A 20,637-nucleotide genomic window follows, 5' to 3' on the forward strand; every position below is an offset into this window, starting at 1 on the left:
CCTGACGGTCAGTACCGAGCGTGCCCCCGCGCAGGCGGGGGCCCAGGGTTACAGCGGGCTGCGCTCGCGGCTCTGGGCTCCCGCCTGCGCGGGAGCACGGTGTGGAGGATACGAACGATCAACCCGAGCCGTTCCCCGGCGGAGGCCGGGGTCCATTTGGGGTGAGCTCCGCTATGGTCGGCGCCCTATCACCAACGGCCCGTAACTGGGCCCCGGCCTCCGCCGGGGAGCGGAGGTGTTGCTTGCGTGGCCCGCCAGCCCGTCGGACCCGGCAAAGCCGTGCCCTATGGGCCGGCTCTGACGGGCCGGCCGGTTGGGCGACAAGTGCGAACTAACTGCGTTAGTTTTTGGCCTTGTCGACCAACTTATTAGCCCCAATCCACGGCATCATCGCGCGCAGCTCGCTGCCGACCTTCTCGATCGGATGCGCCTCGGCCATCTTGCGCGCGGCTTTCAACTCTGGCTGGCCGGCGCGGTTGTCGAGGACGAAGTTCTTCACGAAGCGCCCCGACTGGATGTCCTTCAGCACGCGCTTCATCTCGGCTTTGGTTTCATCGGTGATGATCCGCGGGCCGGTGGTGATGTCGCCGTATTCGGCGGTGTTGCTGATCGAATAGCGCATGTTGGCGATGCCGCCTTCGTAGAGCAGGTCGACGATGAGCTTCGTCTCGTGGAGGCACTCGAAATAGGCCATCTCGGGCGCGTAGCCCGCCTCCGTCAGTGTCTCGAACCCGGCCTGGATCAGGTGGGTGATACCCCCGCACAGAACGGCCTGCTCGCCGAACAGGTCGGTTTCGCACTCCTCGCGAAAATTGGTCTCGATGATGCCCGAGCGCCCGCCGCCGACGCCGCTGGCATAGGCGAGAGCAATGTCGTGGGCGTTGCCGCTCGCGTCCTGATGCACCGCGACCAGGCAAGGCACGCCGCCGCCCTTCACATATTCGCTGCGCACGGTGTGGCCGGGGCCTTTCGGCGCGATCATGATGACATCGATGTCGGCGCGCGGCTCGATCAGGCCGAAGTGGACGTTTAGGCCGTGGGCAAACGCGATTGCCGCGCCGGGCTTCAGGTTTGCGTGCAGGTCGTCGGCATAGATCGCCGCCTGATGCTCGTCGGGGGCGAGGATCATCACGATGTCGGCCCATGCGGCGGCGTCGCGGTTGGCCATGACCTTGAAGCCCGCGGCCTCCGCCTTCTGCGCAGTCGCCGATCCCTCGCGCAGTGCGACCGCGACCTCCTTCACGCCCGAATCGCGCAGATTCTGGGCGTGGGCATGGCCCTGCGACCCATAGCCGAGGATCGCGACTTTCTTGTCCGCGATCAGGTTCAGGTCGGCATCGCGATCGTAATAGACACGCATTTTCTCACCTTTCGTCATCCCAGCGAAAGCTGGGATCTATCTAAACTTGGCGTGCGCTGGCGGCACGAGACACCAGCCTTCGCTGGAGTGACGGATCGGAGTTACGCCGCGTCCTTGCCCCGTGCGATGGCGACGATGCCGGTGCGCGCGACCTCGATCAGTCCGACTTCCTTCATCAGCGTGACGAAGGTGTCGATCTTCTCGCGACCGCCCGTCACCTCGAACACGAAGCTGGACGTCGTCGCATCGACCACGCGGGCGCGATAGACGTCGGCCAGGCGCAGCGCCTCGATACGGTGATCGCCATGCCCCGCGACCTTCACCAGCGCCAGCTCGCGCTCGACGTGCGGGCCCTGCGTGGTCAGGTCGGTGACCTTGTGGACGGGCACCAGCCGGTCGAGCTGCGCCAGGATCTGGTCGATCATTGCCGACGATGCCGATGTGACGATCGTGATCCGGCTGACCGACTGGTCCGCCGTGATCTCGCTGACCGTCAGGCTCTCGATATTATAGCCGCGCGCGGTGAACAGCCCCGCGATCCGCGCAAGGATGCCGGGTTCGTTGTCGACGATGACGGCGAGCGTATGCCGCTCGGCGGCTTCCTGCTTGATGTGCATCCTAGATCCTCCCCGGCACGGGAAGGTGGCAGCCCGCAGGGCTGACGGTGGGGGCGGGCCGCAGGCGGCACGCTCGTGGCGCCCCCCCTCCGTCGCTGCGCGACACCTCCCCGTGCCGGGGAGGATTTCCAGACACCGCCATCACACCAGCGCCTTCGCTTCGTCGTCCATCTCGCCCGAGACTTCGTTGGCCTGGAGGATCATGTCGGTGTGCGCCGCGCCGCTGGGGATCATCGGGAAGCAGTTGGCGAGTTTCGCCACGCGGCAGTCGACCATCACCGGGCCGTCGTGGTCGAGCATCGCGGCGATGCCGTCGTCGAGCTCGCCCAGCTTCTCGATGCGTATGCCCTTCCAGCCATACGCCTCGGCCAGCTTCACGAAATCGGGCAGGCTGTCCGAATAGCTTTCCGAATAGCGCGATTGATAGGTCAGTTCCTGCCACTGGCGGACCATGCCCATGTACTCGTTGTTCAGGATGAAGACCTTGACCGGCAGGCGGTACTGGATCGCGGTCGCCATTTCCTGGATGTTCATCTGGATCGATGCTTCGCCGGCGATGTCGATGACCAGCGCATTGGGATTGCCGAGCTGCGCGCCGATCGCGGCGGGCAGGCCGTAGCCCATCGTGCCGAGACCGCCGGACGTCAGCCATTTGTTCGGCGCCTCGAATCCGAAATGCTGGGCGGCCCACATCTGGTGCTGGCCGACCTCCGTCGACACGATCGGCGCGCGCGCCTTGGTCGCGGCGTACAGCGCCCTCACCGCGCGCTGCGGCATGATCGTGTCGCTGCCGTCCTCCGGGAAGGCGAGGCAGTCGGCGGCGCGCCACCCCTCGATCCGGCGCCACCATTCGGCGGTGTCGGGCTTCGGGTGCTGGCGCGCCTTCCACACCTTCACCATCGCCTCCAGCGCGTGGCCGGCGTCGGCGATGATGGGCAGGTCGATGCGCACCGTCTTGTTCACGCTCGACCGGTCGATATCGATATGGACCTTGCGGCTGTTGGGGCTGAACGCATCCAGCCGCCCGGTCACGCGGTCATCGAAGCGCGCGCCGATCGCGATGACCAGATCGGCCTTGTTCATCGCGTAATTGGCCTCGTAGGTGCCGTGCATCCCGAGCATCCCGAGCCACTGCGGGCTGGAGGCGGGGAGGGCGCCGAGACCCATCAGCGTCGAGGTGACCGGGGCGCCCGAAATCCGCGCCAGTTCGCGCAGCATCTGCGACGCGGCGGGGCCGGCGTTGATGATGCCTCCGCCGGTGTACAGCACCGGGCGCTCGGCAGCGGCGAGCATGTCCACCGCCGCCTCGATCGCGGCCATGTCAGGCTTCACCTGCGGGCGGTACGTCTTGTGCTGGATCGGTCCCGGCTTCGCATAGCGCGCGGTCGCGACCTGCACGTCCTTCGGAATGTCCACGACGACCGGACCGGGGCGGCCCGACGTGGCGATATGGAACGCCTCATGGATCGTCGCGCCCAGCTTGGCCGGATCCTTCACCAGATAATTATGCTTGGTGCAGTGCCGCGTGATGCCGACGGTATCGGCCTCCTGAAAGGCATCGGTGCCGATCAGGGTGGAGGGCACCTGGCCGGTGATGACAACCATCGGGATCGAATCCATCAGCGCGTCGGTGATGCCGGTGACCGCATTGGTCGCGCCGGGGCCTGAAGTGACGAGCACGACGCCGGGCTTGCCGGTCGAGCGGGCGTACCCCTCCGCGGCATGGGTCGCAGCCTGTTCGTGGCGGACCAGGATGTGGCGGATCTTGGTCTGCTGGAACAGCGCGTCATAGATCGGCAGCACCGCGCCGCCGGGATAGCCGAACACGATCTCGACGCCGAGATCGCCCAGCGCCTCGACCAGGATGTCGGCTCCGCTCTTCTCGGCCACGGGATCGCCCCTTCTTCCGTTCGCAGGTGCAGTATCACACCTTGATCGGCGCTGCTAACGGTAGCAAAATGACTCGTCAACCTTCAACAACGTAATCTTGTTTCAAATTTCGCCACGTTAACGCTCGTTTCTGTCGCATCCCGATGCTGCCATTCGGGTGGAGGCTGGTTGCGGAACCACGTCGACTGGCGCTTGGCGTACTGGCGGGTGGCGGCCTGAGCGTGGGCGAGCGCATCCTCCCGCGACGCCGACCCCGCGATCCAGGCGGCGACGTCGGGCACCCCGATCGCGCGGCGGACGGGGGCGAGCGGGGGGACGTCGGTGCGGGCGACCAGCGCCGTGACTTCCTCCACCGCGCCGCCGTCGAACATCTGCGCCAGGCGCGCGTCGCACCGGGCGAGCAGCCATGCGCGCTCCGGCAGCAGGATGCTCGCCACCACCCGCACAGCATCGCCGATGCCACCGACGCGGTCGGCCTGCCAGTCGGCGATCGGACGCCCGGTCGACCGCATCACCTCCAGCGCGCGGGCAACCCGGGTGGTGTCGGCGGGATGGAGCCGCGCGGCGGCGGCGGGGTCGAGCGCGGCGAGCGCGGCCTGATTATCCGCCACGGACGCCGCGCGCACCGCCGCCCGGATCGCGGGATCGATCTCGGGCACGGGCGCGATCCCGTCGATCAGCGTGCGGATGTAGAGACCCGTGCCGCCGACCAGGATCGGCAGCTTGCCCGCCGCATGGGCCTCAGCGATCGCGTCGCGCGCTTCGCCTGCCCAGCGGGCCGCGGAATACGTCGTGTCCGCGCCATCGACATGCCCGAACAGGCGGTGCGGCGCGCGGGCCTCCTCCTCAGGCGAGGGGCGGGCGCTCAGCACGCGCAGGTCGGCGTACACCTGGCTGGCGTCGGCGTTGATGACCACGCCGCCGTTGCGCTCGGCGAGCGCGAGCGCCAGCGCGGACTTGCCGCTCGCGGTCGGCCCTGCGATGAGCGCGATCGTCGGGAGGTCGAGTGTGTTCATTGCAACGCTGATAGCACTGGGGCGGCTTTCGTCAGGCGATGTTTCTGCCGCGATGGATCGGCTCGCCGCGGCGGGCTGCGCCCCGGCGGGAAGCGGCTGGATCGATGAAGGCGATGCCGCCGATATCGTGTTCGGCCTCCACGCCGATGATGCTCGTGAGGCGCTGGCGGGTGCGTTCGCGAAGACCGACGTCGTCGTCCAGCCGATCGCGGGCCGCGCGAAGGCGCTGATCGTCGCCGACATGGATTCGACGATGATTACCGTCGAGTGCATCGACGAACTCGCCGATTACGCCGGCATCAAGAAGAAGATCGCCGAGATCACCGAGCGCGCGATGCGCGGCGAACTCGATTTCGCCGCCGCGCTCGATGCCCGGGTGGCGTTGCTGGCAGGACTGGAAGAGGCGGCGATCGACCGATGTCTCGCGGAGCGTGTGCGGCTGATGCCGGGCGCGCGCACGCTGGTGCGGACGATGACCGCGCGCGGTGCCTTTGCGGTGCTGGTATCGGGCGGCTTCACGCGCTTTGCCGAGCCGGTCGCGTCGGAGATCGGGTTCGACCGCGTCATCGCGAACCGGCTGAATGTCAGGGACGGCAGGCTCGACGGCACCGTCGCGAAACCGATCGTCGACTCTTCGACCAAACAGACCGCGCTCGCCGAGGCGATGGCCGAGCGGGGACTGGCGCGCGAGGCGACGCTGGCGGTCGGCGACGGCGCCAACGACCTGGCGATGATCCGCCAGGCGGGGCTGGGCGTCGCCTATCGCGCAAAGCCGATCGTCGCGGCGGCGGCGGGTGCGCGGATCGATCACGGCGATCTCCACGCGCTCCTCTGGGCGCAGGGCATCGCCCGCAAGGACTGGGTGGTTGACTAGGCGGTGGGCGACGATCGCCGGAGGGCTCGCCGCCATCCTTGCCGCCAACCTGCTGTTGTTCGGTGGCGCCCGGCAGAGTGGGTCTGAGCGGGAGCGCCGGCTGTATGAAAGCGTGGCTGCACGCGCGACGCAGCCGGTGCGCCGCTTGGTGTCGCAAAAGACCGCCGATGCGCTCGCCGACTGCCTCGCTGGCAATCCGACCGGACGGTTGCGGCTGACGCCACTGTCGCGCGGCGTGCGCGACGCATCCCGCAATATCCGCTACGATCGGGTGCTGCTGAACGAGCCGGTCGCGCTGCTGATCGGTATCGTCGATCGGCGCGGCGGCGGCGCCGGCATCGTGGTGCTCGGCCGTCCCGGCAGGACGCTGGAGGCGCGTGAGGCGGCGACGATCGCCGCCTGTCGCTAAGGGCTCAGCGGGTCGGCACGCAGGGCCGCACCGAGCCGCAGCCGCGCGCGGCGTCGGCCTGGGTCGGATATGGGCCGACCAGCAGGCGGGTGAGCGCGCCGGCTTTCACATAATAGGGCTGGCGGCCCGGGAAGCGGCTGCCCAGCTGTGCCCACATCCGGCGCGCACCGTCGGGATCGCGGAACGCGCCGAGCTGGACGCGGTAGGCGCCGCTGGCGGCGACGGGCGGGCGCGGAGCGGGGGCGGCGACGGGCTTGCTGGCCACGACAGCCGGCTTCGGAATTGCTGCGGGTCGCGGCTGCGGCGCCGTTTCGACGTTCGCGACGGGCGGGGTCGGTGGCGTGTCGCGGGCGACATAGGCGACCGGCGGCGGCGTCTTCACGACCCCGACCTCGAGCTGGCGGGCCAGCGCGGTGCCCTTCTGGCGATCGGCGAGGGGGATGAAGCCGTCCATCTGCGCCAGCGTCGTCGTCGCCTGCGCGATTCCCGCGCCCGACGCGCGCGTCATCAGTGCATAGGCACGCACCCAGTCGCGCTTCACGACGTCGGCGTTGAAGTACATCGTGCCGAGCACATATTGCGCGCGCGGCTCGCCCCGGGCGGCAGATTTCTCCAGCCACGGCACCGCCTTGTCGCGGCGACCGTTCTGGAACAGCGCCAGGCCGTAATTGTCCTCGGCCTGCTGATGTCCTTGGAGTGCCGCCTTGCGGTACCATTCCTCCGCCATCGCCAGGTCGACCGGCACGCCGCGCCCGAGCTTATAGGCTTGGCCCAGGTTGAACTGCGCGTCGGCATCGCCTGCTGTCGCCGGCCCGCGCCATTCGGCGATGGCGGTGCGGTAATCGCCGCGGCTCCAGGCATCGACCCCGGCCTTCACGTCGGCAAGGGCTGGCCCGCTCGCGCATGCCGCAAGGATGATCGACGCTGCCCAGATCCGCGTGCGCATGGTTTCGTCCGTTCCCGTCTGTCGAAATATGTTTAACGCCGATTAGCCATGCAATCGCAAAGATTTCGTGACCGACCGCGAAGGGCCCCGATCGCTCGGCGTCGACGCGCCGCGCGGCGCCCGCATTAACCCAATCTTATCGCCCGCCATGTCATCCCCTTCGCCGGGACTATCGATATCAGGGGTGGAAATGCGCGTACTTGCGATGGCATCGCAGAAAGGTGGATCGGGCAAGACGACGTTGTCCGGGCACCTCGCCGTGCAGGCGCAGCTGGCGGGCGCAGGCCCGGTCGTGCTGATCGACATCGATCCGCAGGGGTCGCTATCCGACTGGTGGAACGAGCGCGAGACCGAATTTCCGGCCTTTGCCCAGACCACGGTCGCGCGGCTCGCCGCCGATCTGGAGGTGCTGCGTCAGCAGGGCTTCAAGATGGCGGTGATCGACACGCCGCCGGCCATCACGATGGCGATCCAGAGCGTGATCGCGGTCGCCGAGCTGATCGTCGTGCCGACGCGTCCATCCCCGCACGACCTGCGCGCCGTGGGCGCCACCGTCGATCTGTGCGATCGCGCCGGAAAGCCGCTGATCTTCGTCGTCAACGCCGCCACGCCGAAAGCACGGATCACTTCGGAGGCCGCCGTCGCGTTGTCGCAGCACGGCACGGTCGCCCCCGTCACGCTCCACCAGCGCACCGATTTCGCATCGTCGATGATCGACGGGCGCACGGTGATGGAGGTCGATCCGAACGGCAAGTCTGCCGCCGAGGTCACCGCGCTGTGGGCCTATATCTCCGACCGGCTGGAGAAGAATTTCCGCCGCACCGTGTTCGCGGCCCCCAACCATGCCAACGGCTTCGCCAGCGCGCGCAGCGGTGGCGGCTTCGGCCGCCGCGTGGTGAGCTGAGGAGGAGGGGCGCACATGTTCGGATCCTCCAAACCCACCGCGTCGCTTTCGTCCGGCCTGCTCGCCCGCAAGGGTCAGGCGCGCCCGGCGATGCGTCCCCAGGGCTTCCACGGCCCCGCTGTCAGCCTCGACGATCTCGGCTGGAACGACATGGGTGAAGAACCTGCGCCGGTCGTGTCGATCGCGCCCGCGCCCGCCCCGATCGCACCCGCGGTCGCGACGGTACCGCCGGTGCTGATCGAGCGCGAGGCGCTGGAAGAGGCGATCGCGCCCGAGCCGGTCGCGCCCGAACCCGTCGCGGCAGTCGTGAAGGCTCCCGCCCCGGTCAAGGCTCCGGCAAAGCGCGCCGCACGGCCCGTCGTCGACGCCGCGAGCGCAAAGTCCAAGGCGGCGTTCACGCTGCGGCTCGACGCCGATCGCCACCTGCGCCTGCGCCTCGCCTCGGCCAGCCGGAACCGGTCGGCACAGCAGCTCGTCATCGAGGCGCTCGACGCCTTCATCGCATCCCTGCCGGAAGTGGAGGGGCTTGCGGCCCAGCTTTCGACGCAGACTTCAGGGGGGAAGTCATGACCACCAGATCGATCCTGGCTGCCGCGCTGCTGACCGGCGCCAGCCTTGCCGGCGGCCTTGCCGTGAACGCCGCCAGCGACACCGGCACCGCGCGCCGCGCCGCGTCGGAAGCGCAGGCCGCGCAGAAGGCTCTCGGCAAGCACAAGGCGGCGAAGGCCGTCGCGGCGGCGGAGAATGCCGTCGCCTACAGCCCGCGCACGGCGAGCTATCGCACGCTTCTCGGGCAGGCATATCTCGCTGCCGGGCGCTTCCCGTCGGCGGTGGGCGCGCTGAACGATGCGCTGTCGCTCGATCCGTCGGACGGCGTTGCGGCGCTGCATCTGGCGCTGGCGCAGATCGGCACCGGCGACTGGGCAGGTGCGCGCGAGACGCTGACCACGCACCAATCGACTATCCCCGCCAGCGACCGCGGCCTTGCCTATGCGCTGGCCGGCGATCCGGCGACCGCGGTCGGCATCCTGACCGACGCCGCGCGCGCGCCGGGTGCCGACGCGAAGACGCGGCAGAATCTCGCCCTCGCGCTCGGCCTGTCGGGCCGGTGGCAGGAAGCGAAGACCGTGGCTGCCTTCGACGTGGCGCCAGCCGACCTCGACAAGCGCATCCTCCAGTGGCTGGCGTTCGCCCGCCCGACATCGGCGTCGGATCAGGTCGCGAGCCTGTTGGGCGTGACTCCGGTCATGGACGGCGGCCAGCCCGAACGGCTGGCGCTGCGCAGCTCGAGCCCGACCCAGGTCGCCGTCGCGCAGACGGTCGCCCCGATCGACACGTTCATGCCCGGAACCGCCCCCGGCAGCGCGCCTGCCGCGACGCCGGTCGCCGCGGCCCCGGCCCCCGCGGTCCAGCAGACTGCTGAAGTCACCTTCACCGGGGCCGTGCCGGCGGCCCCGACGGCTGCGGCCCTTGTGGCGTTCGCGCCGCGTGCCGAGGTGGTGCAGGCGGTTCCGGTCGCCGCGCCGCGCCTTGCCGCCGCTGCCGCGCCGTCGCTCATCCGCGCCGCCGCAAAGCCGTTCAAGCTGGCCGTGCCGGTGCGTACCGCCCCCGCCGTGACGCCCAAGCCGGCGGCGAAGGGCGACTGGGTGGTGCAGCTCGGCGCGTTCGAAAATGCTGCGGTGGCGCAGGATTCCTGGGCGCGCATGACGCGGCGGCACCGCGTGCTGTCGGGCTACACGCCCAACGGCGTCAATTTCTCGGCCAACGGGGCGAGCTTCTACCGGCTGTCGGTCGGCGGGTTCGCGCGCGGCGATGCCGATGCGATGTGCCGCAAGGTCCGCGCCGGCGGAGGCCGCTGCTTCGTCCGCACCGGCGCCGGCGATCAGGTCGCCGCCTGGAAGCGCGCCGGCGTCCAACTCGCCTCGCGCTGACAGGATCAGGGGGCGCCGATTTCGGTGCCCCCCTTCCATAGCCGCAGGGCCTTGCCCTGCACCGGCAGCCCCTCAAACGGGGTGTTGCCGTCGGCGGCGGTGATCTGCCACGGCGTGCCGGCATCGAACAGCAGCAGGTCGGCGGGCTGACCCGCCTGTAGCGTGCCGGTATCGAGCCCCAGTATCCGCGCCGGGTTGGCCGCGAGCAGCGCGAACAGCCGATCGAGCCCAAATCCCGTCGTCTCCGCCAGGCCGATCGCGAGCGCCAGCAGCGTCGTCGCGCCAGCCGCACCCGGTGCCGAATCGGCGAAGGGCAAACGCTTTTCCTCCGGCCCGCGCGGGTCGTGGCCCGACGCCAGCACGTCGATCGTGCCGTCGGCCAGCGCCGCCACGCACGCGCGGCGATCATCCTCCGACCGGAGCGGCGGGGAGAGATGCGCGAAGGTGCGAAAGTCGCTCATCGCGATGTCGCTCAGCAGCAGATGGCTGGGCGTGATGCCGCAGGTGACAGCGACGCCGCGACGCTTGGCCGCGCGGATCAGGTCGAGCGCGGCCGCGGTCGTGACCTGGCGGATGTGCAGCTGTGCACCGGTATCCTCGGCCAGCATCAGGTCGCGCGCCACCGCCAGCGCCTCGGCAATGGCGGGCGCGGAGGGGAGGCCCAGCAACGTCGCGGTCAGGCCATCGGTCGCGACCGCGTCGCAGGCGAGCCCCGCATCCTCGGCATGGCTGACGACGGTCAGCCCGCAATCCTTCGCATAGGCCAGCACCTTGCGCATCAGCCCGGCGTCGCCGATCCAGCGCCGTCCGGTCGCGACCGCACGCGCGCCAGCGCCAGCGGTGATCGCCATTTCGGCAAGGTCGCGGCCCTCCAGCCCCCTGGTCGCGGCGGCCAGCGGGTGGACCCACAATTCGGGCTTCCCCATGGTCGCCGCGCGGCGGACGATGCCCGGGTCGTCGAGCACCGGCGCCTGATCGGGCATCAGCGCGACCCGTACGATCCCGCCCGCCCGGCACGCCGCCTTGTCGACTGCGAAGGCGCCCAGGTCGACGATGGCGGGCGCAAGATACCGCCCGCGGCAGTCGATGACCGTGGCGTCGGCGGGTGCGTCGGCAACGATGGTGTCGCCGGCGACGCATAATTCCCCCTCACGCTCTCCGCCCGACGGGCAGACGATGCGCGCGTTGACGAAGCGCAGGCCGGTCATGCCCAACCCTCCACGCCGCGTTCGGCACGGGTCAGTACATCCAGACACGCCATGCGCACCGCCACGCCCATTTCGACCTGCTCGGTGATCGCCGAGCGGGTGGGGTGGTCGGCGACGTCGGAGGCGATCTCCACTCCGCGGTTCATCGGGCCGGGATGCATCACCAGCGCGTCGTCCTTCGCGCGCGCCAGCCGCTCCGTGGTCAGGCCGTAGCGGGCATGGAATTCGCGCGGGGAGGGGATGAAGCCCCCGCTCATCCGCTCGTTCTGCACGCGCAGCATCATCACCACGTCCGCCCCCTCCAGCGCGGCGTCGAAATCGGTGAACGGCGTGACCCCGAACCCCTCGATCCCCGGCGGCATCAGCGTCGAGGGCGCGCAGACGCGGACCTCCGCCGCCAGAGCGGTGAGCGCCAGGATGTTCGATCGCGCGACCCGGCTGTGTAGCAGGTCGCCGCAGATCACCACGCGCTGCCCGGCGATGCTGCCGCGGCGGCGGCGGATCGTGAGGGCGTCGAGCAGCGCCTGGGTCGGGTGTTCGTGGCGCCCGTCACCGGCGTTGAGCACGGGGCAATCGACCTTGTCCGCGATCAACTGCACCGCGCCCGAACTCATGTGGCGGATGACGATGACGTCGGCACGCATGGCGTTCAGCGTCACCGCGGTGTCGATCAGCGTCTCGCCCTTCTTCACGCTCGATTGCGCGGCGTGCATGTTGACGACGTCGGCACCCAGGCGCTTGCCCGCGATCTCGAAGCTCAGCAGCGTGCGGGTCGAGTTTTCGAAGAAGGCATTGATCTGGGTGAGGCCGTCCAGCCGCTTGTCGGGCGTGGCGCGGGCGCGGTTGGCGTCCACCCATTGCTCGGCCTCGTCGATCAGGAACAGGATCTCGTGCGGCTGTAACCCGGCGATGCCGGTCAGGTGCCGATGCGGGAACGCCGCGCGGCCATGAAGCTGCGCGGAGGGGCGGTGGTCTGAGGCGTGCATTAAAGCGGTTGCCTAGCCGGGCGCGGGCGATGCGGCAAGGTTCCGAAAGTTCCGCGAAACGATGGCATCTAGGAACTTTCCACCCCTCCGATGCGAAGACCTCGCTCCGGCGAATTTGCGCCCACGCCCGTCCAAGCAGATTTGGCGCGTGTAGGACAGGCGTTTCAGCCGAGCATTGCGAGCGCCCGGTCCATCGCCACATCGGTTCCGGATGCGGTCGCCTGCGGTGACCGTGCGGCGATGATGTCGGGAACGATGCCGGCGTCGGGCTCGGCGGTGCGCGGGAAGGTGCCGATCAGCGGCAGGTCGGCCTCCAGACCCGTCTCTGGCAGGCGAAAGAAATAGAAGCATCCGCCGTTGATCCCGCGCCGGTTGCCGCCGGTCGGCTCCCCGACCAGCGTGCCGAGGCGTTCGCGCTGGATCATCTGCGCGAACGCAAACGTGGCCGAGCTGTTCTGCGGCCCGGTCAGGACGACGATCTTGCCGGTGTAGCGCGGCCCCTTCGGCGCGATGACGGTCGCGCCGCGCTCTTCGCCGGCCAGTTCGTAGAAGCGATCGTCGTAGCGCGCCGCCCCGACGCCGAGCGTGTCGAACGCGCGGTCCCAGGTGTCGCAATAGGGGCGCAGGTCCGCGGGCAGCGTCTGATAGCGCACCAGACGGCGGGCAGGGTCGGACACGATCGGGCGATCGGTCAGCCGCGCGACCAGCGCGTCGCCGCAATCCTCCCCACCCTCGTTGCGGCGGATATCGACGATCAGCGCGGGCACGCGATCGGCGACGAGGCGATCGACCTCCGCATCCAGCCAGCCGCGCCAGTTCCATTTCGAATTGTAGAGCCCCCAGCCGTTCATCGTCAGCACGCCCGCGCGCCCGCGTCGCGCCATCGTCCAGATCGGCCCGTCGTCGCGCCCAGCGTCGGCAATGGCCTGCTGCGATCGCCGTTTCTCGAGCGTCACCGCATCGACCAACGCCGCGCGGCGGCGGCCATCGGGGGCGGCGATCTGCAAGGCATAGCGCGTCCGCCCGCCGAAGATCAGCGCGTAGAAGACGTCGAAACTCTCGTACCCGTCCTCGCCCAGCACCGACATCAGCTGTCGCCGCTTGGCGTCGTTGTGTCCGTCGGCGCGGGCGACCTGCATCAACGCCGAAAGGATCGTGCGCGCGGGGCGACCGTCGATGGCCAGGATCTCGCTGCCGGGCGCGATGCCGGTCGCGAACGGATCGGCGGTGACGATCATCCGATCGCCCAGCCACACGAACTGGAGCGGCAGGCGGGTGGGTGCGTCGAACAGCGCGGCGCGCACCGCCTTCGACTGGTTGTAGAAATTGGCGTAGCTGTGCCCGCAGCGGATCGTCGCCAGGCATCGCGACAGCGCGACATAGAAGCCGCCGAGCGTTAGCGGGCGCCGCGCCGCGTCGGCCAGCTGGTCGAACCGGGCATCGACCTGCGCCTGCGTATTGTAACGGAGCAGGCCGGGATGGAGCCGGCCATACGCCTGTCGCAACAGGCGGATGTCGGCTTGCATCGCCTGAACGGTGAGCGTCGGCGGCGCGACCGCGCCAAGCGCGCGGATTGCCGTCCCACCGGTGAGTGCGGCGCCGGCACCCAGCATCGAACGTCGCGTCAGACCGGGCATCGCGTCCTCCGTGATCGCCGGAGGATGCGCTGACCGCGCGCCCTGCGCAAGCGGATCAGGCGGCGACGTTGACCAGCGCGTCGATCGCGGCCTGCAGGATGTGCGCGGCGGCAAGGTTGTCGACGCGCTCGGCGCGCTTGGCGCGCGACAGATCCTGCTCGATCATCACCCGCTCGACCGCGACGGTCGACCAGCGTTCGTCCCACAGCAGAATCGGCAGCGCGAGATCGAGGAGATTGCGGGCGAACGCGCGGGTCGATTGCGTCCGCGGCGAATCACTGCCGTCGAGGTTGAGCGGCAGGCCGATGACGATGCCCCGCACCGACTGGGGACTAAGCATCGCCGCCAGCAACGCCTTGTCCGCGGTGAACTTCGTGCGGCGGATCAGGGTCGCGGGGCTCGCGAAGCTCCACCCGGCATCGCACAGCGCGGTGCCGATCGTCTTCGTGCCCACGTCGAGCCCGAGCAACCGCCCGCCGGCGGGAAGGGCGGCGCGGAAGTCGGCGGGGGCGGCGGTTATCATCGCGACGCTCCAAAAATCCGTTCGTTTCGAGCGTAGTCGAGAAACTGACCCGGGCGCTGCATCACCGTTTCTCGACTTCGCTCGAAACGAACGGGAAAGCTCACTTCCCGAACGCCGCCAGCCGTCGCGCTGCATCGGCGCGGACGTTCCCCCAGAACAGGCTGACGTCGTACACGTGATAATTGTTGCCCGGCAGCACGTAGCTGCCGACGTCGGGGCCCTCGCCGATCATCAGCAGGCCGCGCCCGTCGCAGCGCGCGGGGACGCGACCGGCCTCCAGCATCGCCGACGTCAGGTCGTTGCTGGGGAACAGCGTGCCGAGGTTGGCCGACGCCGGCGCGCTGCCGTTTGCGGTGCCGGTCAGCGGGTTGGTGCAGACCATCGCGGTGCCCTTGCGCGAGCGGCCGTCGAAGCCGGTGGTCGCATCGAAGGTGTCGAGGATCAGCGACGCGTCGGCCGGCTCGGCGAAACTCTGCCACGACAGCAGGCACCCGGTCTGGTCGGCACGGGTGCATTCGGGGAGGCCCAGCGCGGCCAGATCGGTGTCGCGCGATACCGGCCAGCCAATGACATAGGCCGCGACGATGCGCTTCGCGAGCGGCGTGCCGGCAACGCGCTCACGCAGCAGCCGCGTCAAGTGGAGGCCGCCCTGGCTGTGCCCGGCCAGGATGATCGGGCGGTCGGGATTGGCGGCCAGGAACGTGTCGAACGCCGCCGCGACGTCGCGGTAGGCGAGCGCCAGCGCCTGTTCGGCATCCTTGCGCGTCGTCAGGAACGCCCCGAACGCCGCCTGGCGATAGCGGGGTGCCCAGACCTGTCCCGCCGCGTTGAACGCGCTTGCCTGGCCGCGCAGGAACAACGCCGCGCGGTCGTTCGCCTCGCGGTCGTCGAGCGGGGCGTTCCAGTGATCGGAGGCGAGGTAGGAGGTCGGGTGGATGAAGAAGACCGCGCCGCCGCCGTCCGCGGCCTGCTGACCCTCGGGCACCCACAGCGCCGGGCTGTTCGCGATGTCGGGGCGGGCCAGCCACATGCGACGGGCGGCATAGGCGTCGCCGCGCAGCGCCGGCTTCGCCTCGAACGCGACGCTCGGCGTCATGTACCGCCGCATCAGGTCGATGCCGAACAGGCGGTAGGCAAAGGCTGCGGCGATCGCGAGCACGATCAAGCCGGCGACGACATAAAGGAATTTCCTGGCCAAGCTGTCTCTCGTTGTGCGGTGCAACATGGCGCGGGCCGCCACAATCGCAAATTTCCTGCATCAGGAATGCGCCGCGCGCAATCGTCGCGGGCGGCGTTCGTGAGCGGAGGTTCCATTTGCATGCGTGGCGGAGGCTCTGCTAGCCGCGGGCCATGTCCGTAGATACCGCAACCGTGAAGAAGGTCGCCAGCCTCGCGCGCATCGCCATCACCGATGACGACGCCGCGCGCATGGTGCCCGAACTCAACAACATCCTCGGCTGGATCGAACAGCTGGGCGAAGTCGACACCGCCGGCGTCGCGCCGATGACCGCCGTGATCCCCAACCACCTGCGCCTGCGCGACGACGTCGTCACCGACGGCAACGTGCGCGACAAGGTTCTGGCGAACGCGCCGGTGGCCGAACACGGCTTCTTCGCCGTGCCCAAGGTGATCGAATAATGACCGAGCTGACCGATCTGGGCGTCCGCGCCCTTCGCGATGGCGTCCGCGAGGGCGCGTTTTCCGCGGTCGAGGTGGCCGAAGCGTTTTCGGCGCGCGTCGCCGCGGCGTCGGTGCTGAACGCCTTCATCGTCGAAACCCCCGACCATGCCCTTGCCGCCGCGCGCGAGGCCGACCGGGCTCGTGCTGCGGGCGAGGCGCCGAAGCCGCTGGCAGGCGTGCCGATCGGCATGAAGGATCTGTTCGCGACGAAGGGCGTGCAGACGACCGCGGCGAGCCACATCCTCGAGGGCTTCGTGCCCGAATACGAAAGCACCGTGTCGCAGAACCTGTGGGACGCGGGCGCGGGGATGCTGGGGAAGCTGAACCTCGACCAGTTCGCGATGGGCTCGTCGAACGAGACGAGTTTCTTCGGCAACGTCCTGTCGCCGTGGCGGCGCAACGACGGCGGCAACGCGCCGCTGGCGCCCGGCGGATCGTCAGGCGGATCGTCGTCGGCGATCGCGGCGCGGCTGTGTCCGGCGGCGACCGGCACGGACACCGGAGGCTCGATCCGCCAGCCCGCCGCCTTTACCGGCATTGCGGGTATCAAGCCGACCTATGGCCGCTGCTCGCGCTGGGGGACGGTGGCGTTCGCCTCGTCGCTCGACCAGGCCGGGCCGATGGCGCGCGACGTCACCGATTGCGCGATCATGCTGGAGGCGATGGCGGGCTTCGACGCGAAGGACGCAACCTCGCTGCAGCTCGACGTGCCTAAGTGGGAGGCGGGGCTGAACCCCAGCCTCGCCGGCAAGCGCATCGGCATCCCGCGCGAATACCGCGTCGACAACATGCCCGAGGAAATCGAGGCGCTGTGGCAGCAGGGCATAGACTGGGCGAAAGACGCCGGCGCCGAGATCGTCGAGGTCAGCCTGCCGCACACCAAATACGCGCTGCCGGCCTATTACATCATCGCGCCTGCCGAGGCATCGTCGAATCTGGCGCGCTATGACGGCGTCCGCTTCGGCCTGCGCGACCTGCCGGCGGGGGCAGGGTTGCAGGACATGTACGCCGCGACCCGCGCCGCCGGCTTCGGCGACGAGGTGAAGCGCCGGATCATGATCGGCACCTATGTCCTGTCCGCAGGGTTTTACGACGCATACTTCACACAGGCTTCGAAGGTCCGCACGCTGATCGCGCAGGATTTCGACAAGGCTTGGGAGACGTGCGACCTGCTGCTGACGCCGACCGCACCGTCGGCGGCGTTCGCGTTGGGCGAGAAGAGCGCCGATCCACTGGCGATGTATTTGAATGACGTCTTTACGGTACCGTCGAGCCTCGCCGGCCTACCCGCGATGAGCGTGCCGGGGGGCGTCGACAAGCACGGCCTGCCACTGGGTCTGCAGATCATCGGCAAGGCACTCGACGAACAGGGCGTCCTCAACGCCGGTCTGGCGCTCGAACAACGCGCGGGCTTCACCGCGCGGGCGGAGCAATGGTGGTAAGCTTTCTCGATTGGGTGAGCGGGCTTGGCGATCTAGCCGGCCTTATCCCTGATTGGGCAGCGAAGCGTGATGACGACCTACCGGCAAAACGTCGCACGACGCCGATGCCGAACCCGAATAGCGAACCTAGGGCGAAGCACCCTCTGTTGCGACGCCCAATCCGCGGATTGAAACAAGATGACTGAATCCACCTATCGTATCCAGGGCGCCACCGGCGAGTGGGAGGTCGTGATCGGCCTGGAAGTCCACGCGCAGGTCACGTCGCAGGCAAAGCTGTTCTCGGGCGCGGCGACCGCGTTCGGGGCGGAGCCGAACACGCAGGTGTCGCTGGTCGACGCGGCGATGCCGGGGATGCTGCCGGTCCCGAACCGCGAGTGCATCCGCCAAGCGGTGCGCACCGGCATGGCGATCGATGCGCAGATCAACCGCTGGTCGCGGTTCGATCGCAAGAATTACTTCTACGCCGACCTGCCGCAGGGCTACCAGATTTCGCAGCTCTATCACCCGATCGTCGGTGAAGGCTCGGTCGAGATCGAGGCCGATGGCTATACCAAGGTCATCGGCGTCGAGCGCATCCATGTCGAGCAGGACGCCGGCAAGCTGATGCACGACCAGCATCCGACGCAGAGCTATGTCGACCTGAACCGTTCGGGCGTCGCGCTGATGGAGATCGTGTCGAAGCCCGACATGCGCTCTCCCGCAGAGGCTGGCGCGTACCTCGCCAAGCTGCGTTCGGTCCTGCGCTACGTCGGGTCGTGCGACGGCAACATGGACCAGGGATCGATGCGCGCCGACGTGAACGTCAGCGTGCGGAAGCCCGGGCCAAATGGCGAGGAAACTCCGTTCGGGACGCGGACCGAGACGAAGAACGTCAATTCGGTGCGCTTCGTGATGGCGGTGGTCGAGCATGAGGCGCGCCGCCAGGTCGAGGTGCTGGAGGACGGCGGCACGATTCAGCAGGAAACGCGGCTGTACGATCCCGATCGCGGCGTCACTCGGTCGATGCGGTCGAAGGAAGATGCACACGACTATCGCTACTTCCCCGATCCCGACCTGCTGCCGCTGGAGCTGGACGAGGCGTTCCTGGAGGAATGCCGCGCGAGCCTGCCCGAGCTGCCCGATGCCAAGCGGGCGCGCTACGTCGCGGGCGGCGTCACGCTGTACAACGCCGCGGTGCTGACCGCGGAGGTGGAGACCGCACGCTGGTTCGACGCGCTGCTCGAGGCCGGGGTCGCGGCGGGCCCGGCATCGAATTGGGTGACGTCGGAACTGTTCGGCGCGCTCAACCGGCTGGGCAAGGATATCGCGGAATCGCCCGTGTCGCCCGCGCAGGCCGCAGCGTTGCTGGCCCTCGTCGCCGACGGCACGCTGTCGGGCAGCCTCGCCAAGCAGGTGTTCGAGGTGATGCTGGAAACCGGCCAGGATCCGGCAGCGATCGTCGAGGAACGCGGGCTGAAGCAGACCAGCGACACCGGCGCGATCGACGCAGTGATCGCCGAGATCATGGCCGCCAACGCCGACAAGGTCGCCGACTACCGCGGCGGCAAGGACAAGTTGTTCGGCTTCTTCGTCGGCCAGACGATGAAGGCAATGGGCGGCAAGGCCAATCCCGGCGTCGTCAACGAGCGGTTGAAGGCGGCGCTCGGCTAAGCCTGCGCGCGCGTCCGACTGCGGACACTTGCCCTCGATACGGCGTGCGATATCTTCCGCGCACAAGCGGATGATTCGACGCCGTTTCGAAGGGGGCATGGATGAGATTTGGGGGAGGCGCCGCCGCGCTGGCGGTGGTGGCAATGGTCGCGGCCGAGGTGCCCGCGACCGCGCAGCAGGCAGCAAGCGGGACGACCTATCTGGCCGACAGCGGTTCGCCGTTCGGCGCACCCGGAGAGGTCGGCGATGCCGCGTCGGTGACGATGCCCGAACTCGCCTTCAAGGGCGACGGGACCGAGGCTGCCAACTTCGACAAATATTACGCCTTCCACCGTGCCGACACCGATTTCTCGACTGCGTTCGCCGACATCTCCGAATGCGACGGCTACGCGCGCGGGCTCCAGAGCGGGATCGGCTATATGCAGACGCCCTATCCCTATGCGGGGACGCTGGGCGGCGCGATCGGCGGGGCGCTGGGCAATGCGATGGCGGTGATGATCTTCGGATCGGCGGAAAAGCGCCGGCTGCGCCGCGTCAACATGCGCACCTGCATGAATTTCAAGGGCTATGACCGGTACGGCCTGACCAAGGACGTGTGGGACAAGTTCAATTTCGAGGAAGGCCTGTCGGGCGTCGATGCCGACAAGCGGCGGGCGTTTCTGAAGCAGCAGGCGCTGGTCGCTGCCTCGGGCAACCTCCAGGGGAAGGCACTCGGCCTGTGAAGACCATCCTGTTCGCAGCGGCGATCGCCGCCATCGCCACGCCCGCCATCGCCAGGAACGACGATCCCGTCTTCGTCGAGAGTGCCGCGGTCAAGGACAAGCCGACCGTCGCGCTCGACCCCACCAAGGCGTACGTCCTGCTGCGCAGCGAAGTGCAGACGCCGATGTACCTGATGAAGCTGCCGACCTCGGAGGATCAGGCCGCTTACGACAGGATGCGCGCCGAGGCGCTGGTGAAGGCGCACGGCAAATACGAGAAAAAGCTCGCCAACTACGAGCGCGACCTGAAGGCGGCGGAGAAGGCGCCCGGCTACCGCGTCGGCGACAAGCCGGTCGAGCCGACCGAGGCGAATTTCGAATTCACCCCGTTCGCGCTGATGGCGGCGGTCGGCATCGGGCCTATCAACCGCTTCGCCAAGCAGGGCGGCTCGACCTATCTGCACGAAGTGACGCCGGGCACCTACCGCGTGTACGGCTTCCTGTCGGCGGCGCCGGGTGTCGCGGCGATGGGTTCTTGCTTCTGCATGGGCAGCGTGAAGTTCGACGCGCGGGCAGGGGAGATCACCGACCTGGGCGTGATCGAAAAGGCCGAACCGGTCGACCGGCCCGATGGCGACAGCAGCTATCCGATGGTGATGACCGGGCAGAAGCTGTTCGTACCTGCCGGTGCCGACACGCCGATGGACCCGCGTCTGGCAAGCGCGAAAATCGTGCCGGCGACGTTCCGCGCCGCGGGCAAGATGCCGAATTATTTCGGGCTGACGATCACGCGGGTGCCGGACATGCCCGGCGTGCTACGCTACGACCGCGACCGGATCGTCGATCTGGCCGCAGCTCGGTAG

General features: G+C 68.9%; 20 protein-coding genes. 10 read left to right on the top strand and 10 right to left on the bottom strand.

Going from position 1 to position 20,637, the window contains the following annotated elements; all coding sequences use genetic code 11:
- Positions 1 to 340 precede the first annotated feature (340 nt).
- The 4 genes from ilvC to miaA form a co-directional block, all read right to left on the bottom strand.
- A complete protein-coding gene (gene ilvC, locus M9980_RS03170; protein WP_250753239.1) occupies positions 341 to 1,360 on the bottom strand; it encodes a ketol-acid reductoisomerase in 1,020 nt (339 codons plus the stop codon).
- Between the two features lie 101 nt (positions 1,361 to 1,461).
- Complete coding sequence (gene ilvN, locus M9980_RS03175; protein ID WP_250753242.1) at positions 1,462 to 1,977, bottom strand: acetolactate synthase small subunit; 516 nt, start codon at positions 1,975 to 1,977, stop codon at positions 1,462 to 1,464.
- Between the two features lie 141 nt (positions 1,978 to 2,118).
- Positions 2,119 to 3,867, bottom strand: a complete 1,749-nt coding sequence (locus M9980_RS03180) for an acetolactate synthase 3 large subunit (protein ID WP_250753245.1) — start codon at positions 3,865 to 3,867, stop codon at positions 2,119 to 2,121.
- Between the two features lie 83 nt (positions 3,868 to 3,950).
- Positions 3,951 to 4,883 carry a tRNA (adenosine(37)-N6)-dimethylallyltransferase MiaA gene (gene miaA / locus M9980_RS03185; protein ID WP_250753248.1) on the bottom strand — a complete coding sequence of 311 codons (933 nt, stop codon included), beginning with the start codon at positions 4,881 to 4,883 and terminating at the stop codon, positions 3,951 to 3,953.
- Here miaA and serB point away from each other — a divergent pair.
- Positions 4,876 to 5,757, top strand: coding sequence for a phosphoserine phosphatase SerB (gene serB / locus M9980_RS03190; RefSeq protein WP_250753251.1), 882 nt, complete (start codon positions 4,876 to 4,878; stop codon positions 5,755 to 5,757). The genes miaA and serB overlap by 8 nt on opposite strands.
- The gene (locus M9980_RS03195) at positions 5,750 to 6,166 is read left to right on the top strand and encodes a hypothetical protein (RefSeq protein WP_250753253.1); all 417 of its coding nucleotides are present in this window, start codon (positions 5,750 to 5,752) and stop codon (positions 6,164 to 6,166) included. The genes serB and M9980_RS03195 overlap by 8 nt, the downstream gene beginning before the upstream one ends.
- Before the next feature lie 4 nt (positions 6,167 to 6,170).
- Here the strand turns inward: M9980_RS03195 and M9980_RS03200 are convergent, their stop codons facing one another.
- Entirely contained in the window at positions 6,171 to 7,112 is a 942-nt protein-coding gene (locus M9980_RS03200; RefSeq protein WP_250753256.1) for an SPOR domain-containing protein, read from the bottom strand.
- 190 nt (positions 7,113 to 7,302) lie between these two features.
- Here M9980_RS03200 and M9980_RS03205 point away from each other — a divergent pair, with 190 nt between their 5' ends.
- From M9980_RS03205 to M9980_RS03215, 3 genes are read left to right on the top strand one after another with little or no spacing between them, the layout of a single operon-like run.
- The gene (locus M9980_RS03205) at positions 7,303 to 8,016 is read left to right on the top strand and encodes a ParA family protein (RefSeq protein ID WP_250753259.1); all 714 of its coding nucleotides are present in this window, start codon (positions 7,303 to 7,305) and stop codon (positions 8,014 to 8,016) included.
- A gap of 15 nt (positions 8,017 to 8,031) precedes the next feature.
- Positions 8,032 to 8,586, top strand: a complete 555-nt coding sequence (locus tag M9980_RS03210) for a hypothetical protein (protein WP_250753262.1) — start codon at positions 8,032 to 8,034, stop codon at positions 8,584 to 8,586.
- The gene (locus M9980_RS03215) at positions 8,583 to 9,947 is read left to right on the top strand and encodes an SPOR domain-containing protein (RefSeq protein WP_250753264.1); all 1,365 of its coding nucleotides are present in this window, start codon (positions 8,583 to 8,585) and stop codon (positions 9,945 to 9,947) included. Before M9980_RS03210 ends, M9980_RS03215 begins: the two co-directional genes overlap by 4 nt.
- Before the next feature lie 5 nt (positions 9,948 to 9,952).
- Here the strand turns inward: M9980_RS03215 and M9980_RS03220 are convergent, their stop codons facing one another.
- The 5 genes from M9980_RS03220 to M9980_RS03240 all read right to left on the bottom strand — a co-directional run bounded on the left by M9980_RS03220 (position 9,953) and on the right by M9980_RS03240 (position 15,499).
- Positions 9,953 to 11,155 carry a dihydroorotase gene (locus M9980_RS03220; protein WP_250753266.1) on the bottom strand — a complete coding sequence of 401 codons (1,203 nt, stop codon included), beginning with the start codon at positions 11,153 to 11,155 and terminating at the stop codon, positions 9,953 to 9,955.
- A complete protein-coding gene (locus M9980_RS03225; RefSeq protein ID WP_250753268.1) occupies positions 11,152 to 12,141 on the bottom strand; it encodes an aspartate carbamoyltransferase catalytic subunit in 990 nt (329 codons plus the stop codon). Before M9980_RS03225 ends, M9980_RS03220 begins: the two co-directional genes overlap by 4 nt.
- A 164-nt stretch (positions 12,142 to 12,305) precedes the next feature.
- Entirely contained in the window at positions 12,306 to 13,778 is a 1,473-nt protein-coding gene (locus tag M9980_RS03230) for a S41 family peptidase (RefSeq protein WP_250753270.1), read from the bottom strand.
- A 55-nt stretch (positions 13,779 to 13,833) separates the two neighbouring features.
- A complete protein-coding gene (gene ruvX / locus M9980_RS03235; protein WP_250753272.1) occupies positions 13,834 to 14,301 on the bottom strand; it encodes a Holliday junction resolvase RuvX in 468 nt (155 codons plus the stop codon).
- A 100-nt stretch (positions 14,302 to 14,401) separates the two neighbouring features.
- Positions 14,402 to 15,499: a DUF3089 domain-containing protein gene (locus tag M9980_RS03240; protein ID WP_250753274.1), complete on the bottom strand. Its 1,098-nt coding sequence runs from the start codon at positions 15,497 to 15,499 to the stop codon at positions 14,402 to 14,404.
- Positions 15,500 to 15,651: 152 nt separating this feature from the next.
- Here M9980_RS03240 and gatC point away from each other — a divergent pair, with 152 nt between their 5' ends.
- The 5 genes from gatC (at position 15,652) to M9980_RS03265 (ending at position 20,637) form a co-directional block, all read left to right on the top strand.
- Positions 15,652 to 15,939 (top strand): Asp-tRNA(Asn)/Glu-tRNA(Gln) amidotransferase subunit GatC, encoded by a 288-nt coding sequence (gene gatC / locus M9980_RS03245; RefSeq protein WP_250753276.1) that lies wholly within the window; start codon positions 15,652 to 15,654, stop codon positions 15,937 to 15,939.
- Positions 15,939 to 17,423 (top strand): Asp-tRNA(Asn)/Glu-tRNA(Gln) amidotransferase subunit GatA, encoded by a 1,485-nt coding sequence (gatA, locus tag M9980_RS03250; protein ID WP_250753279.1) that lies wholly within the window; start codon positions 15,939 to 15,941, stop codon positions 17,421 to 17,423. Before gatC ends, gatA begins: the two co-directional genes overlap by 1 nt.
- Before the next feature lie 177 nt (positions 17,424 to 17,600).
- Positions 17,601 to 19,073 carry an Asp-tRNA(Asn)/Glu-tRNA(Gln) amidotransferase subunit GatB gene (gene gatB, locus M9980_RS03255; RefSeq protein WP_250753281.1) on the top strand — a complete coding sequence of 491 codons (1,473 nt, stop codon included), beginning with the start codon at positions 17,601 to 17,603 and terminating at the stop codon, positions 19,071 to 19,073.
- 101 nt (positions 19,074 to 19,174) lie between these two features.
- Positions 19,175 to 19,795: a hypothetical protein gene (locus M9980_RS03260; protein ID WP_250753284.1), complete on the top strand. Its 621-nt coding sequence runs from the start codon at positions 19,175 to 19,177 to the stop codon at positions 19,793 to 19,795.
- Complete coding sequence (locus M9980_RS03265) at positions 19,792 to 20,637, top strand: hypothetical protein (protein WP_250753286.1); 846 nt, start codon at positions 19,792 to 19,794, stop codon at positions 20,635 to 20,637. Before M9980_RS03260 ends, M9980_RS03265 begins: the two co-directional genes overlap by 4 nt.

This window comes from Sphingomonas donggukensis, from assembly GCF_023674425.1.
In the GTDB taxonomy this organism is placed as follows: Bacteria; Pseudomonadota; Alphaproteobacteria; order Sphingomonadales; family Sphingomonadaceae; genus Sphingomonas; species Sphingomonas donggukensis.

Excerpts from the sequence above, each read along its gene's own strand:
- ilvC (WP_250753239.1), bottom strand. The coding sequence starts at position 1,360 with ATGCGTGTCTATTACGATCGCGATGCCGACCTGAACCTGATCGCGGAC.
- ilvN (WP_250753242.1), bottom strand. The coding sequence starts at position 1,977 with ATGCACATCAAGCAGGAAGCCGCCGAGCGGCATACGCTCGCCGTCATC.
- miaA (WP_250753248.1), bottom strand. The coding sequence starts at position 4,883 with ATGAACACACTCGACCTCCCGACGATCGCGCTCATCGCAGGGCCGACC.
- M9980_RS03200 (WP_250753256.1), bottom strand. The coding sequence starts at position 7,112 with ATGCGCACGCGGATCTGGGCAGCGTCGATCATCCTTGCGGCATGCGCG.
- M9980_RS03205 (WP_250753259.1), top strand. The coding sequence starts at position 7,303 with ATGCGCGTACTTGCGATGGCATCGCAGAAAGGTGGATCGGGCAAGACG.
- M9980_RS03210 (WP_250753262.1), top strand. The coding sequence starts at position 8,032 with ATGTTCGGATCCTCCAAACCCACCGCGTCGCTTTCGTCCGGCCTGCTC.
- M9980_RS03215 (WP_250753264.1), top strand. The coding sequence starts at position 8,583 with ATGACCACCAGATCGATCCTGGCTGCCGCGCTGCTGACCGGCGCCAGC.
- M9980_RS03220 (WP_250753266.1), bottom strand. The coding sequence starts at position 11,155 with ATGACCGGCCTGCGCTTCGTCAACGCGCGCATCGTCTGCCCGTCGGGC.
- M9980_RS03225 (WP_250753268.1), bottom strand. The coding sequence starts at position 12,141 with ATGCACGCCTCAGACCACCGCCCCTCCGCGCAGCTTCATGGCCGCGCG.
- M9980_RS03230 (WP_250753270.1), bottom strand. The coding sequence starts at position 13,778 with ATGCCCGGTCTGACGCGACGTTCGATGCTGGGTGCCGGCGCCGCACTC.
- ruvX (WP_250753272.1), bottom strand. The coding sequence starts at position 14,301 with ATGATAACCGCCGCCCCCGCCGACTTCCGCGCCGCCCTTCCCGCCGGC.
- gatC (WP_250753276.1), top strand. The coding sequence starts at position 15,652 with ATGTCCGTAGATACCGCAACCGTGAAGAAGGTCGCCAGCCTCGCGCGC.
- gatA (WP_250753279.1), top strand. The coding sequence starts at position 15,939 with ATGACCGAGCTGACCGATCTGGGCGTCCGCGCCCTTCGCGATGGCGTC.
- gatB (WP_250753281.1), top strand. The coding sequence starts at position 17,601 with ATGACTGAATCCACCTATCGTATCCAGGGCGCCACCGGCGAGTGGGAG.
- M9980_RS03260 (WP_250753284.1), top strand. The coding sequence starts at position 19,175 with ATGAGATTTGGGGGAGGCGCCGCCGCGCTGGCGGTGGTGGCAATGGTC.